The sequence below is a fragment of the Vibrio rarus genome, assembly GCF_024347075.1.
In the GTDB taxonomy this organism is placed as follows: domain Bacteria; phylum Pseudomonadota; class Gammaproteobacteria; order Enterobacterales; family Vibrionaceae; genus Vibrio; species Vibrio rarus.
The window spans coordinates 121,939-136,269 of the sequence record NZ_AP024901.1 but is presented as its reverse complement, the minus strand read 5'-3'; the positions used below and the strand labels follow the sequence as shown (position 1 = coordinate 136,269).

14 protein-coding genes and 3 pseudogenes are annotated in these 14,331 nt (G+C 41.3%); 9 read left to right on the top strand and 8 right to left on the bottom strand.

Annotated features, from left to right (window positions below; genetic code table 11):
- Positions 1 to 12: 12 nt before the first annotated feature.
- Complete coding sequence (locus OCU56_RS13650) at positions 13 to 1,458, top strand: protein adenylyltransferase SelO (protein WP_261875289.1); 1,446 nt, start codon at positions 13 to 15, stop codon at positions 1,456 to 1,458.
- Between the two features lie 23 nt (positions 1,459 to 1,481).
- Here OCU56_RS13650 and OCU56_RS13645 read toward each other — a convergent pair whose 3' ends face one another.
- From OCU56_RS13645 to OCU56_RS13635, 3 genes are all read right to left on the bottom strand, one after another.
- Positions 1,482 to 3,167, bottom strand: coding sequence for an SgrR family transcriptional regulator (locus OCU56_RS13645; protein WP_261875288.1), 1,686 nt, complete (start codon positions 3,165 to 3,167; stop codon positions 1,482 to 1,484).
- 66 nt (positions 3,168 to 3,233) lie between these two features.
- Positions 3,234 to 3,455: a DUF3389 domain-containing protein gene (locus OCU56_RS13640; protein WP_261875287.1), complete on the bottom strand. Its 222-nt coding sequence runs from the start codon at positions 3,453 to 3,455 to the stop codon at positions 3,234 to 3,236.
- Positions 3,452 to 3,892 carry a hotdog fold thioesterase gene (locus tag OCU56_RS13635; RefSeq protein WP_261875286.1) on the bottom strand — a complete coding sequence of 147 codons (441 nt, stop codon included), beginning with the start codon at positions 3,890 to 3,892 and terminating at the stop codon, positions 3,452 to 3,454. The genes OCU56_RS13640 and OCU56_RS13635 overlap by 4 nt, the downstream gene beginning before the upstream one ends.
- A gap of 177 nt (positions 3,893 to 4,069) precedes the next feature.
- Here OCU56_RS13635 and OCU56_RS13630 point away from each other — a divergent pair, with 177 nt between their 5' ends.
- Together OCU56_RS13630 and OCU56_RS13625 are read left to right on the top strand one after the other, a co-directional pair.
- Positions 4,070 to 4,843 (top strand): M48 family metallopeptidase, encoded by a 774-nt coding sequence (locus tag OCU56_RS13630; protein WP_261875285.1) that lies wholly within the window; start codon positions 4,070 to 4,072, stop codon positions 4,841 to 4,843.
- 137 nt (positions 4,844 to 4,980) lie between these two features.
- Positions 4,981 to 5,550: a PhnA domain-containing protein gene (locus tag OCU56_RS13625; protein WP_261875284.1), complete on the top strand. Its 570-nt coding sequence runs from the start codon at positions 4,981 to 4,983 to the stop codon at positions 5,548 to 5,550.
- 457 nt (positions 5,551 to 6,007) lie between these two features.
- Here the strand turns inward: OCU56_RS13625 and OCU56_RS13620 are convergent, their stop codons facing one another.
- Together OCU56_RS13620 and OCU56_RS13615 are read right to left on the bottom strand one after the other, a co-directional pair.
- Entirely contained in the window at positions 6,008 to 7,054 is a 1,047-nt protein-coding gene (locus OCU56_RS13620; protein WP_261875283.1) for a DUF1254 domain-containing protein, read from the bottom strand.
- Between the two features lie 175 nt (positions 7,055 to 7,229).
- Entirely contained in the window at positions 7,230 to 7,475 is a 246-nt protein-coding gene (locus OCU56_RS13615; RefSeq protein WP_261875282.1) for a DUF6868 family protein, read from the bottom strand.
- A gap of 177 nt (positions 7,476 to 7,652) precedes the next feature.
- Between OCU56_RS13615 and OCU56_RS13610 the strand changes: the two are divergent.
- The 4 genes and pseudogenes from OCU56_RS13610 to OCU56_RS13595 all read left to right on the top strand — a co-directional run.
- Positions 7,653 to 7,991 (top strand): annotated as a pseudogene (locus OCU56_RS13610) (DHHA2 domain-containing protein); the annotation flags it as partial.
- 201 nt (positions 7,992 to 8,192) lie between these two features.
- Complete coding sequence (locus tag OCU56_RS13605) at positions 8,193 to 8,546, top strand: hypothetical protein (RefSeq protein ID WP_261875281.1); 354 nt, start codon at positions 8,193 to 8,195, stop codon at positions 8,544 to 8,546.
- Positions 8,547 to 8,578: 32 nt separating this feature from the next.
- Positions 8,579 to 8,903, top strand: a pseudogene (locus tag OCU56_RS13600) (helix-turn-helix domain-containing protein); the annotation flags it as partial.
- 258 nt (positions 8,904 to 9,161) lie between these two features.
- Positions 9,162 to 9,554, top strand: a complete 393-nt coding sequence (locus tag OCU56_RS13595; protein WP_261875280.1) for a hypothetical protein — start codon at positions 9,162 to 9,164, stop codon at positions 9,552 to 9,554.
- A 210-nt stretch (positions 9,555 to 9,764) separates the two neighbouring features.
- Here OCU56_RS13595 and OCU56_RS13590 read toward each other — a convergent pair whose 3' ends face one another.
- Together OCU56_RS13590 and OCU56_RS13585 are read right to left on the bottom strand one after the other, a co-directional pair.
- Positions 9,765 to 10,868, bottom strand: a complete 1,104-nt coding sequence (locus OCU56_RS13590) for an NADH:flavin oxidoreductase (protein ID WP_261875279.1) — start codon at positions 10,866 to 10,868, stop codon at positions 9,765 to 9,767.
- Positions 10,869 to 11,015: 147 nt separating this feature from the next.
- The gene (locus tag OCU56_RS13585; protein WP_261875613.1) at positions 11,016 to 11,270 is read right to left on the bottom strand and encodes a DUF3297 family protein; all 255 of its coding nucleotides are present in this window, start codon (positions 11,268 to 11,270) and stop codon (positions 11,016 to 11,018) included.
- A 259-nt stretch (positions 11,271 to 11,529) separates the two neighbouring features.
- Between OCU56_RS13585 and OCU56_RS13580 the strand changes: the two genes are divergently transcribed.
- On the top strand, positions 11,530 to 12,114 hold the full coding sequence (locus OCU56_RS13580; RefSeq protein ID WP_261875278.1) for a hypothetical protein: 585 nt from the start codon (positions 11,530 to 11,532) through the stop codon (positions 12,112 to 12,114).
- A gap of 489 nt (positions 12,115 to 12,603) precedes the next feature.
- Complete coding sequence (locus OCU56_RS13575) at positions 12,604 to 13,560, top strand: porin (RefSeq protein ID WP_261875277.1); 957 nt, start codon at positions 12,604 to 12,606, stop codon at positions 13,558 to 13,560.
- 195 nt (positions 13,561 to 13,755) lie between these two features.
- On the opposite strand, the pseudogene OCU56_RS17565 reads toward OCU56_RS13575, so the two are convergent.
- A pseudogene (locus OCU56_RS17565) lies at positions 13,756 to 14,237 on the bottom strand (transposase); the annotation flags it as partial.
- Positions 14,238 to 14,331 lie beyond the last annotated feature (94 nt).

The window sequence follows — 14,331 nt, the reverse complement described above, 5'->3', positions numbered from 1 at the left end:
AAGGACATCCAGATGAAAGCCCTAGATCAACTGAACTATTGCCACACCTACGCCGATCTAGGCTCCGCCTTTGGGACACACACCTTACCATCAGCTCTGCATGAACCCTACCTTATTCATGTCAATCCAAGCCTTGCAAATAAATTAGGCATTGATATCACTCGTACCAAGCGCCAAGATCTCATCGCTCTACTAGCGGGACAACGTCTTGTTAAACAATGGCAACCCATAGCCATGAAATATACGGGTCACCAATTTGGTCACTATAATCCCGATTTGGGTGATGGTCGTGGGTTACTGCTGGCTGAAATATTGGATGCCAACAATCAAAAGTGGGATTTTCACCTAAAAGGCAGTGGGCAAACCCCCTATTCTCGACAAGGTGATGGACGAGCCGTTATTCGCTCAAGTGTGCGGGAATACCTCATTAGTGCGGCCATGCAAGGCTTGGATATCCCCACCACCCAAGCTCTGGCCATTTTGGGCTCGGCTACCCAAATACAAAGAGAAGAGCAGGAATATGCTGCCACTTTATTACGCGTATCCCCAAGCCATATTCGATTTGGTCATTTTGAATACTTGTTTTATAGCGGGCAACATCAACAGCTTAAAACCCTCGCCGATTATGTCATCCAATGGCACATGCCATTTATTGACAATAGCCCACATAAATACCTGCAGTTATTTCAAGAAGTGATTCGGTTGACGGCGACTATGATCGCAAAATGGCATGCTTATGGCTTCTGCCATGGTGTGATGAATACCGATAATATGTCCATACTGGGCCTTACCTTTGATTATGGCCCTTTTGCTTTTCTCGATGCTTACCAGCCGAAATTTATTTGTAATCACAGTGATTACAGTGGCCGCTACGCCTTTGAACAACAACCGGGCATTGGACAATGGAACTTATCAGCACTAGGTTATGCTTTATCGACACTTATTGATAAAGAGCAAATAGAACAAGCACTACAAGCCTATCCCCATCAAGTACAAAGCCAATACCGAGCGCTGATGAGACAACGATTTGCCCTTAAAAGTGAACAAAGTGACGACCGTCAGCTTATTAATCAATGCTTAAGCCTCATGGAAACGCACGGTATGGATTTTCATCATACATTGCGAACCCTAGCTGAGACCAATGCGGACCATTGGTCCACCTTGCGCTATCCCCCTTCGTTTAAGCTGTGGTTGAATTTGTATCAGCAACGTTTAGGCCAAGATTATCCTGATGACCAACAGCGCCAACAGACAATGCAATCGGTCAATCCCAAATATCTACTGCGCACCCATTTGGCGCAACAAGCCATTGAACAAGTAGAAAGTGGCCAGTTTACCGTACTTGATACTTGGTTAAAGGTGCTAGAGAACCCATTTATAGAGCACGACTGCGATCCAAGTTGGGCCTTACCTCCTCTGCCCAATCAAAAAGGCATTGGCTTGAGTTGTTCATCTTAATCTCATGAATATTACGGCATGGGTTATGGGTGTTCTGGCATCACCCATACTTTTGAAAAATCAAACCAACCTAACGCGTTGCACTTGGCGTTTTGTAAGGCGCCGCATTGATCTTTGCTCACCCCTAGCCAGCAATGAAACATAGGGATAATCAAATGATTTTCTACCACATATCGCCCAATATCTCGCGCAGGAAAAGAGTCGCTTGTTTGTTGCTGCCACTGCTGCACCAATTGCTGAAGGTGAGCAAATTGAGACTCAGTACTGAGCGCTTTTATATCACTGTATTCCAGCAACCAACCACGTAAGGTATCTTCTCTGTGGGTACCTAACCCCATAGGTTTTATCCATAGGTCTATGGCATTAATGTCTTCTGGTATATGTTGGTAGCGAACAAATTCTACCGATAAGCCATCTTGTTTTAACAATCGGGCAATGCTCTTCGCTATAGTAGGAAATACCGGATGTTCACTGTGGTAGGCAATAGTGACCGTTGTGCGCTCAGGAGGCGCATGTTGTGTGGCGGGTTGACTGTGATACCAACCCGGCCTTAAACCGTGTGCCGGTAGCAAGCCTAATTCAACAATGGATTGTTGAGGCAATTGTTCAAATAGGCGAAACGTGGTCAATGCCGCTGAAAAATAGCGTTGCCATAAAGGGTCTTGCCCTAAACCACTGCGCTGATTCACTGCAATATAGGTACAGCCAGGATCGAGCGCCACATCATCGTCTGTTGTTTGGCTTGGAATATTGGGCTGTGACAAGCTTGGATATACAATGCTGGAATGAATTTCATCTATCACCCACACTTCCACTCGGTCCACTAAAGGGCGATACCCGTAATAACTGTCAAATGCTTCTAAAATTAATCGCTTATCATCGTTAACTGCGACGCGATATGGCCCAGTACCGGATGGGAGTTGATCAAAATCCTCCCGCAATTGATGATCATGAGGGACAATTTTGGCCACCGTTTCCGCTAACAATATATCCAAGTAAAAGTCAGCTCGGCTAAGGCGAATATCTATCACCAAAGGGGAAGAAGTCGTGACTTGCTCGATATGTTCAAACATAGGCAAACTTGATAATGCTTGAAGTTGACTCACCACATGTTCTGTTTGTAGCAAAGTACCATTATGAAAGCGTACTTTGGCTCTAAGATAAAACCGCCAATGACAGCCCTGTATATGCTCCCAAGTATGGGCAAGATCGGGGATCAGTTGATCATTTTCATCTAATTGCGTAAGCCCACTAAACACTTGTCGAATAATGTTTTGCTCTGAGCGGCGATGAGGTTTCGCCGGATTGAGCATCGCTAAGGGCCGATAGTACGGAAGCCTTAATACTTGTTGCCCTTGGCTGTGCTGCACGCCAAGGTAGTCTTGGATGACTTGGGTAAGACGATTGGCATCTTGATTAAGTACTTGCAGTGCTTGACCAATACGCCCCTCTTCCAGGTAACGTTTTGCCAGCCCTTCTCCCACATCTTGCCGATTTTGCTTAAAAATAAGCTGAGATTGCTTACCCCTACCTGCGGAAGGTTGCCACTCAACCCAACCGGCTTCACTCAGTTTATTGAGTACGATACGCGCATTTCGACGAGTGCAGCACAAGATGTCCGTAATATCTTCTATTTGGGTATCACTATCTTGTCCATTAAAATGTTCAAACAAGGTTTCAAACTGAGCTCGAAGACGGGGGCTACTCATAAAGAGGAAATTCCAATTTTAAAACAAACACACAATTTCCTCATTTTAGCACGAACTCCCCTGCAATTAGGTAATAGCAATGCCGGTAACTTGAGAAATTTGTTCAATTATGGCCAAATCTAATTTTAATGAGAAACGACTCTGAGCATCGGCCACCACCAATACTTGTCCCATTAATTGCAGCGCTTCGGTTTGTGCTTCAAGAGTTAACCTTTGCTCACCGGTGAAGCGGATCATCAATTCATGGGCCGTCACTACAATTTTCCCTGACTCAAAATCTAACGTCATAACACGCCCTTTTGTTTTTTATTCTGTCTCACCATCACCGTATGACGAGCAATACAAACCAAATCACCGCTTTTATCTTTTATTTCAATGGACCAAAGCTGTGTACTGCGCCCTAAATGAATTGGAGTCGCTACCCCCGTCACCACACCCGAGCGCAACGCTTTAATATGGTTGGCATTGATCTCCAATCCCACGCAGTAACTCTCTTTATCACAACATAGATTTGCCGCAAGAGAGCCGAGAGATTCCGCTAATACCACCGATGCCCCGCCATGTAACATACCTAACGGTTGATGGGTGATCGGCGCAACCGGCATTGTCGCTGATAAGCTGTTTTCTGATATTTGCGTGTAAATAATGCCTAAATGCTCAATAAGCGTATTTTTTGATGACTTATTTAACGACTCTAAACACATTTCACGCTTCCAGATACTCATTCCTTACGCTCCATTTATGTGATTTTCTTTTAGTATCTTATTCTTTTTTAACTCTTTTATGTGTGTTTTTTCAATCTTGCGTGCAAATTTTTCTGTTTGGACCACACTTGAATATATTCACCACAAATCATCTGGTAAAGAGGAATTAAAGGCCGTCATTCTATGCGATGTAACATAATGCGATTATCCACAATAGCCACGCTTCTACTCACCGCTTGTGCCACATCTCCTACGGGGAGGAATCAAGTGGTTCTGTTTTCCGATACGCAAATGTCGAGCCTAGGTAGCCAATCATTTGCAGAGATGAAAAATGAACTCAAGATTAGTAAAGATAAAAAAACCAACGCCTATGTACAATGCGTCACCAATGCCATTATTAAGCATGTCCCCATCCAAGGCAGTTTCAGTGAATGGGAAGTGGTGGTGTTTGATAGCCCGCAAGTGAATGCGTTTGCCCTACCTGGAGGCAAAATTGGCGTATATACCGGATTGCTGGATGTAGCGGTCAATCAACACCAACTCGCCACGGTGATTGGTCATGAAATTGCCCATGTATTAGCCGATCACAGTAATGAGCGAATGTCTCATGCACAAATTGCCAATACAGGGCTGCAAATCAGTAACATTGCATTAGCAAGCCAAGACTATAGAAATGAAATTATGGCCTTGATGGGTGTAGGCGTACAATACGGTGTGTTATTACCCTATGGCCGTACGCAAGAGAGTGAAGCGGACATTGTTGGACTAGAATTAATGGCGAAAGCGGGCTTTGACCCTTACCAAAGTGTTGAGTTATGGAAGAACATGGCAAAAGCTTCAGGGGGAAACCATACTCCTGAATTGCTTTCCACTCATCCCTCACACGATACTCGAATTAAGGACTTAACAGCAAAAGCGGCCCGTATACCGACCTATTCAGGACAAAAGCCCACTTGTGCTGGCGCTAGTTAAGGTCAAAAGGTTCTTTTTAAGGGGTTATGCACACGGTGCAAACACAAGTTACCATGACATTCATCGGGTTCTACTTTCATTAGTGGGTCGAAATATGCATAATGTCGCCAATTACACGAGATAAACAAGGTTAATACATGTCTATTGAATCAACATTGCGCCAACGTAGTGGCGATAAATGCGAACTTTGCGGCGCAACAAACGATCTACAAACTTTTGCTGTAGCTCCTCACTCTCAAGCCACTGTTGATCACGGTGCTCTGCTATGTGACACCTGCCGCACTCAAGTTGAAGACGCAGATCAAATGGATGTGAACCATTGGCGTTGCCTAAACGACAGCATGTGGAGCCAAGAAGCTCCAGTGCAAGTGCTAGCATGGCGTCAACTTACTCGCCTTGCACGTAGCGAAGGTTGGGCACAAGACCTTCTAGATATGATGTACATGGAAGAAGAAACTAAGCTTTGGGCTGAGACTGGCATGGAAAACGACGGTAAAAAACACGTCGATTGCCACGGTGCTCCACTAGCCAAAGGCGACACGGTAACCATCATCAAAGACCTCCCTGTTAAGGGGTCTTCAATGGTCGTTAAAATAGGCACAATGGTAAGAAACATCAGCCTTGCGCAGGATGACGTCGAATTATTCTCAGGTAAAGTAGACGGTCAATCTATGTGGTTACGTTGCGAATTTTGTCGTAAAAAGTAACTGAGCAAACACAAGATTAAGGCACTCATTATGAGTGCCTTTTTTTATGTCCAAACTACGCTCAGGCCGTGCTCTGATTTTACCATACATGGAAAAAACGCCCTATAATGCCCCAAAAATGCCCCAAGACAAGATCAGACTATTAATATTTACCCCAAAGATAATTGTTCGTTCTTTAAGCCGTTACGATTATGCATAAAACGTATAATCTTGTGTCCAGATGATCCCAACACCTGCAGTTTCATGTTTTACGGCAATCCACCCCTTTAATATGGAACTAAACTAGGAAGATGCGTAATACAGTCGTGGTCAATAAATAACCTCGGTCACGCCGTTCGCTAAACTTTAACCAAAGCGTTGAATATAACTGTGCCTCATTAAAACAAAGGGCTCGCAAATTGCGAGCCCTTTGTTTTCTTCTAAGCAAACTTTGCTTTGCATATCGACAATTTTTACATCAACCGTTTTGCTCTTTTAACTGTTTAATGATTAGATCATATTCTGAATCAATCACTTGCTGAGTAGCGCCGTAGTGTCGTGTGGTAATGGTAAAATCCCCTTTATACGCTGATGTGTCGATATTGTTGATAGCATCATCACCACAGTTAAATGAGATGGTCACTGTCCCATCTTTATTCTTGTCCCATGTATATGAGTTTACAGCTACAGCGCCTTCAATCAGGTACTTCTCTGCGTCATACGCGGTTACCGAAGTAAAAAAGGTATTTTTAGGGTCTTCAAACGTGGTAGTGACACATTTATCTGCGTGAATAAATGGAGAGTTCACATACTTATTACCCTCATTGGCCACAGGTGATGCCCCGCCCCAACCCGCGGCATTCTCTAAGTTCCATTGCTGTAGATCGGTGACTTCACTTGGTGTGCGAGGAAATGTGTAAGTAAACTTACCCGTCTCTTCTACTATGCCATCCACTATGCGTTTACGTTTCCAAACCTCTTTGTCTACTTCTTCGAAGTTATATTTTGGCAATACATAATCTGTGGCAAAATCGAACAAGGAAACATCCACTGAGTGCAATGATTCTCTAGCTTGCTCAATGCCATTTTCAAGACCTGAACGATAAATTAGAAATGCCGTTTTCGTATCAGTGACCTTAACGGTATGCACACCGTCTTCCACGATTAAATACTCACCGTGTCCATTTTCAGTAATCACTTGCACAGATAAGTAGTTATCCGTTTTAGGGATTTGAAAGGTAACTTTGCCCTCTACCGCATGCAAAATTGCCACAGCATATAGGGTGTCGTCATTCATTTGCACCGTTGGCGCTTTATTACCACGCGGAGGTAAATTTTCTAAAATAGCAAACTGCTGGTTTGCTCCGGCTTTCATCCAATTTCGGTACATACGGGCCGTTTCTGCATGAGCAAAGTTGGCCTCTGTAACGGGAATAAAATGTTGAGTTGCCGTATCTGCTGCAAGGGTAACACCAGAAGAAACACTCAATGCAATAACTGTAGCTAGTACTAATTTTTTCATCATATTCTCTATAAATTGAAGTTGTTAGTGTCTGTTCGATAATTCCTATGCAATAAGTATAGGTAGGTTTTAGACAACAAATAAAATCATTAGTATTGATAAGTGATATTACTCGAGCGCATATCTAAATGCGGCTTTCCCTCACCAAAATCGAAATCCTAGTCATTCATATCGCCTGCTAAAACATCAGTTTCAATGCCATATAAGGGGTCAAATTGAACAGCAATATTGCGATTTTGTAATGGGCTAAGTATGAAAAATACAAGCTAGGCAGCTGTGCTGGGCTCACCGCAGTCAGTTTGCTATGAAATTGCACGGCAAACTCTTTAAACCTATAGAGAAATAGCGTTGCCAATACCAACAGGCCAATATTAATAATACTGCACCAACCTAAAAACGTTGTTATTTGATGGATATCCACCATCTAATTCCCCTATCAGTTTTATATGTAACCATTTGAAATATAGTAACTATTTCATAAAATATCTATAAATAATACCGCGATGCCTGAAAATACATAGACCGGGATTAAATCAAGCACTAAACACAGTTGATTAATACAATTTCTGACAAAAATCATAGGACTCCAAGCCAATTTAGTTTTGCTAACAAACTAGCAAAAATTGCAGGGTTTAATGACATCAATGATTTTGGTCAGCAAATGCTTATTGCAAAATCGGATCTGAGCCATCTTTCTGCATTGAATATCCTTACTATGGATTACAACAACGTTGAATTTGGTGGTAAAAAAATGGGCATTGGTGTGGCAGAAACGCTGACCGCAGATCAACTCATTAAGCATAAAGATGAGTTCCATAAAGCCATATAGCAATACAAGTAAGCCCAGGGTTTAGATGACCTCTTCTTCTCTATCACAGATACTCAACACAAACGTGCCAATCTATGGTGGGTAGACAATGTAGAAAAAGGGTACTTAAAGTGGCGCTCAATACTAACCTTAATTAGGTAGTTATGTTTGATTTTTGTGGGATTGATCTGTTTTAAGTTATGCCTTTATTGTAAATAAATAGTCGATTAGTTTAGTATGCTGAGAGTTGCTCTACTTTAAACTTATGATTATATAGTTAATATCTAATCATAAGTTTGTAATATTTAAATTTAATATTTTAAGGATCGTTTTATGGCAAAAATTAAAGTTCATGCTGGTGATTTTCTTGAGGGTGATGGGGTATTAAGTTTTAATGCTCTAACACTTAAAACTGATAAGCACAATATAATAGGCGAAACTATTTTGATTTACCAATTAGAAAGTGTTGATGTGGCATCAGAAGAAAACGTAAAAAAAATGGCCGGTACTATTGGGTGGGGAACAGTAGGAGCTTTGGCTCTTGGTCCTGCGGGGTTATTAGCAGGTCTATTATTAGGTGGGAAAAAGAAAGACATCACTTTTATAGCTAAATTTAAGGATGGTAGGAAATTATTAGCCACAACAGATAGTAAATCTTATACCAAGCTCCAATCTGCTGTTTTTTAATATATACTCGTGAACATTGAAGCTACTTGATTTTGCTAAAAATCACATTGACTCCTCAACAGAAGCAGCAACTCGAACAGATACACGACTCTAATAGTGGTGGTCGAGTGCGTGACCATATAAAAGCGGTATTACTTGCTTCTGAAGGTTGGAGTCAGACTATGATTTCTCAAACTCTTCGTATCCATGAATTCACTGTAGCCTGAAAATGGGGGCAGCCAAAGCAAACTTTCTGCTACCCAGACGGAGTAACTTATTGAGCATTTAACTGAGAAAACCTATTCTCACACTCATCAAATTGTCGCCTACGTTAAAGAGGCGCTTGGTCTTGGTTATACAATATCGGGTATGAGCAAGTAGCTTCATCACAATGGTTTAACTCCAAGCAACCTGCTGTCATTTTTAAAGAAATGATGGGGTTTACCTGAATATTGAAATTTACAATAAAATTAATTATAAACCACCTAACGACTATGTCAGATGTATAGGTCAGTCAACAATTAATCAGCAAAGAGTGAATACGCATGCACCCACCTTAGGTAAAACGGCCAGTTTTGTTCCTGCACTGCTATTTTTATTCTTTATTGAGACGTAGATATATAAAATGGAGACATTATGAAATTAATAAAAACCTTATTACTTATCACTACAACATGCACTTTGTTTGCTTGTTCTGACGAAAGTACGGCACCTCAAACAGCAACTCCCAATATGAAACCAGAAGGTGAGCAAATACCTAGGAGTTTATCGGAAGGTGCAAAATACTACCTTGTTTCAGTAGAGTCGGATGGAGAGTATTTACGATCAATTCATAGCCGAATTAGCTCAACTAATCATGGGTATTCAGTAACTCGTATTGACTGTAATAAAAGGCGATATCAAGACTTAGGATATGGAGAAAATAACAAAGCTAATATTACTATGTACAATAATGTAAAATGGAATAATATAGTTTCAGGCTCTAGTAAGTATGACCTTGTTTCATTTGTTTGCTCGAAGACTCCATAGTAGTACATATAACTTGGAGTTAACGATATACTCGCTTTTGATGGCCTATTCTCTCGTAAACGTCAAATTAGCCCTGCAATTCAAAAAGCTATCGAATAGTCATACCTTTCACCTATATAAGCTTTAACTTTCAACGCCTTATATAAATAAAAATGCCCATAGTGAGTCACCTTACTATGGGCATTCTTGATTAAAAAAGAGCATTAACGTTTAGCGTTGTTTCTTTCTGCGCTTAAACACCACACAAAAGTTACCACGACGGGTTCGACACTTAGAGCAACGTTCACAATCTACAGGGGCGTGATCTCCTTCCTTCCATCGCTTAATCAGTTGCGGTTCTGCAAGTAATGGACGCGATAAAGCAAAGAATTGAATGCCAGTGTCGGTTGCGATGGATTCGATAGCGGCAAGATCACTGAGTCCGCCAACAGTAATAACAGGGACACTCACCTCTTTACTGATGGCATCTCCGTACTCATGAAAATATCCTTCCTGACGCAAAGTATAACCATCATAAGACTCACCTACCATTTCACTGGCTTTTCCGTGAATATTGCCAGAAACCACAAGAGCATCCACTCCCATCTGTTCCAGTTTCTTACAAATAAGGCGTGTTTCATCAAAGGTTTGTCCGCCTTCAAAAAACTCAGTGGCCGTCAATTTAACAAAAATGGGAAAGTCATCCCCCACTAAGCGACGCGTTTCTTGATAAATTTCACAGAGAAAGCGCATGCGGTTCTCTAAACTACCGCCGTACTCGTCATCACGTCGGTTGTAGTAAGGGCTCAAGAATTGATTAATTAAATAAGTATGTGCAGCGTGAATTTCCACACCATCAAATCCGGATTTTTTGGCGCGTAAACTCGCATTTGCAAACGCGCTGACAATCGTGTTGATGTCATCTTTAGTCATGGCTTGTCCCTGAGTTTTTGTGCCTCTTTCAGGGATATCGCTTGGGGAAAATATAGTACGCTCACCTAAGTTATAGGTTGTTTTTGTTCCGCCATAAGCAATTTGTTTGACAATTTTCGAGCCATAGCCATGCACCAAATCCGTCAATTTTTTATAGCCATCAATAAAGGTATCGTTATATATACCCATCATTCCCGCATTGGGTTTTTCATCTGCGACTATGTTGGCATAACCGGTAACGATAAGACCCACCTCACCCTTTGCCAGTTCTTCATAGATGTCATAAAGTTTGTCGGTCATATAGCCTTCTTCAGTGGCCATATTTTCCCATGTTGCACTACGAACAAAACGGTTTTTTAGGGTCATGTTGCCAATGCGTGCAGGTGTAAACAAAGTGCTCAAGTGCAATCCTCTAAAGTAATAATAACATCGTCAATATGGGTGACATGTTCTATGCTAGTCGCGCAAAAAATAAAACGCACAATAGCAAAGATGATATTGTGCGTTATTGATTAATCGCATTTATTGTATCTAAAAGATGGGACGGTTTTAGATATAGTAAGCTTCTACCGTACCTTTTAAAGTAATCAAAATTGGCTGACCACGACGGTCAAGGGCTTTTGGCGACGGAATTTTCACCCAGCCTTCACTGACACAGTACTCTTCAACATCTTTTCTTTCTTTACCATTAAGGCGAATGCCTATTTGATGATGAAAGCACTCTTCTACAAAGTGTGGGCTACGTGGGTTACCCGAAAGATGATCCGGTAGTGTTGGCTTTGCGTTAGTGTCGCTCATATTCATGACCTGAAATATATAAAGGATAGATGGGGTATTGTAGTCAAAGCAAGGCTTGTGCTCAAGGGTGAACATGGGCGCTCAATAAAACAGTCATAAACGCTCCACCATTATTCGTTATTGACAACGCCATCCTACCTTTACCGTCCCCTGACAAAAAACACACTCAACGCTAAATAAAAACAGACACTCCCATAACCTTCTCCATAAGATAAAGCATTATTATTAATCTTATTCCATATTAATCTTCATCAAGGATGACACCATGCGCAACAAGTCACTGCTACTTGGCTCATTATTACTGTTAATTCAAGGCTGTGCAGCCACCCATTCCCCTACTGATGCGAGTCAATCCACATCTGGTGCAGTATTAGAAGCGCCCACAACTAACACAACCTTTTCAGATGAAAAGATCGCTTGGCTAGCCAGTGAACAATGGAGCTATCACGGCAATGGTTTAGTCAACAATATAGGTTGGAATGACCGCTCACATAAAGGCGACACTAACTTAGTTGCAAGATACAGCACCGATCCAACGACCTGCCAAGGGACATTATTTATTACAGGGCCTTTTTATGGCAATAGAATTAGCGGTATTTTTAACGTAAATGGTCAAGATGTTCACTTTAAATTCGTCAGTAAAGCCAATGCTAATGCGCGCATGTACCGCGCAAAAAACAGTGAAGGTCGTGAATTTTTACTTAAACAGTTTGCTACACAATCCCCTGTCATCATTCAATCAGATATAGGGACTATTGCTACCTTCCCTAGCACAGGGTTCAATGATGCTAGACAAGTTATTGACCAAGAATGTGCCATTAAACTACAGCGCGAGAAAAATGCTCTATAGATCGAATGAGCAAGACCCCAATAAAGTACTTAATAAACAATAATTTGACTAGCGCAGTCAACAAACTCATTCTCACTGGCATATAGTGTTCCCACTACAACATTATATGCCTCCTTTTTAATACCGTATCGGCAGAAAAAGTTAATGATAAAATGTGTGGTTAACATATGTGGGCGAAAAAATCATATCATTATTTGTTGACACCTCACTTAATCTTGGATTTTTATTCATTTCTGGAATATTTAATGTGCGCGCAACACGATTCAATAAATAAACGTAATACTTTATTTATTGAATTCGAGAACATTATTTCAGCCTATTTGTGAAGATATTCAAATCTCATATGAAACACACCGCTAAAGGTTCAGTTGATTATTAAAATCAAAAGATAACTTCTTATTATTCCGTCTTATATCACAACAACAATATATATAACCTTTATTTCAGCTATCACGAACATTTACGTGCTGGAATTTAAGGAATTAATACATGAAAACATTGACCCTAACGACTATCGCTATTGCTTCAGTCTTTGCTGCAAGTGCAAATGCTCATGAGATATACAAAGGTGATGCACTTTCACTTTCTGTAGGTGGTCGAGTTGAAGCTCGCAGTGAATTCTCTGATCAAGGCAAAGATAAAAGTATTCAAAAACAAGACGACATTTCTCGCGCTCGTCTTAACATTCAAGCAAGAACTCAAATCACTGATGATGTATTTGCTCGTGGCTATGTAGAAAAAGAATTTACTAAAACAGAATCAAACGAAACTCGTTATCTTTATGTTGCCGTAGGGAATGACAATAACGAAGTGCAATTCGGTAAAACCGATGGTGCACTTTATCAAATCGTTAACTACACAGATATCCTAAACACTTACGGCGCAGAAGCGTCTAACGCAGAAACCACAGCATACCGTGCTGACAACCAGTTCCTTTATATTGGTAGCTACGATGCTTTAACTGTCAATGCGTCATTTAATGGTGGTGGTCAAGGTGTTAAAGATAACGTTGGTAACACAACAACAGCCCATTACGGCTATGCCCTTTCGGCTAGCTACGACTTTGGTTTCCTAAATGCTGGTGCTGGTTACGCTAAAGAAATTCACAACGGTACATTCAAAGACAGTGATAGCATGCTATTGAGCTTAGGTTCAAATATCACTGACTCTCTTTACGTGGGTGGATTATATGTTAACGGTACTAAGTTCGGTGATGACTTTAACGGTTACGAATTAGCGTCTTCTTACGCATTTACTGATAAGTTATCTCTTGCTGGTACCTTCACCAGCGTTAAGTTTGACTCTCAATCTGATAACAGCACCAAAGCGGCACTTGATCTCGGTTATCAAGCCACTGAATACTTCAAAACTTATGTTGGTGTAAGCAAAGCGTTCACATTGAACGAAGAGCTTAAAGGCATGTTAGGTGCTAAAGTTACGTTTTAATCACTCACTGGTTGATTAGTACATTTCTAATCACACTGAGTTGTTGAATATATTAGGAGTTGCCATTGGTAACTCCTTTTTTATGCCTTCTATCCATAACAACGTAAACGCTCAATAAAGCAGTGAAGCCTATGCAAACTTCACCCACCGATTTCAAAGCTTCAGGGCATTAAATCCGACATATCATCGGTTGGTGGGGTAAAGGACATCAAGCGGACGGGACTGACACTCAACAATTTCATCGATGACGGCGTTTGTCACTCGCAAAACGAGACTCGGTGAAATCTCAGCACCGTACCATTACTCAAAGGCATTGACGATGTCACGCGTGCTTATGCCTTGTACATAGAGCCTCAGAATCTTATCGTCCATAGATGTAAATCGAGATTGGTGTTTTTTAACGAGCTTAGGCTCGAAAGAGCCATTGCGATCACGAGGTGTATCGAGTTCGAACTCCCCATCTTCGGTTTTGATCCGCTTGCTGCTCTTTCCGTTACGGCTGTTTCTTGATTTGGATTGTTGGTGTTTTCGTAGACAAGATGCTAATCCATTTCAGCATTGAGAGCGGCTTCAACAGTGATCTTTTTAAGCATCTGGCTGAATTCGGTTAAATCTTCTGGGCGTTTAATTCCTTTTGCTGCTTCTTTAGCAAAAGCTTCAAGTGCTTTCTTATCCATGTTGCCTTTCCTTAGCCATTACAACATTAAATGTAAGCAGTTACACAGAATTTAGGACAGTCTCTTGCATAACGGTGATGTTCATGCGGTTTAC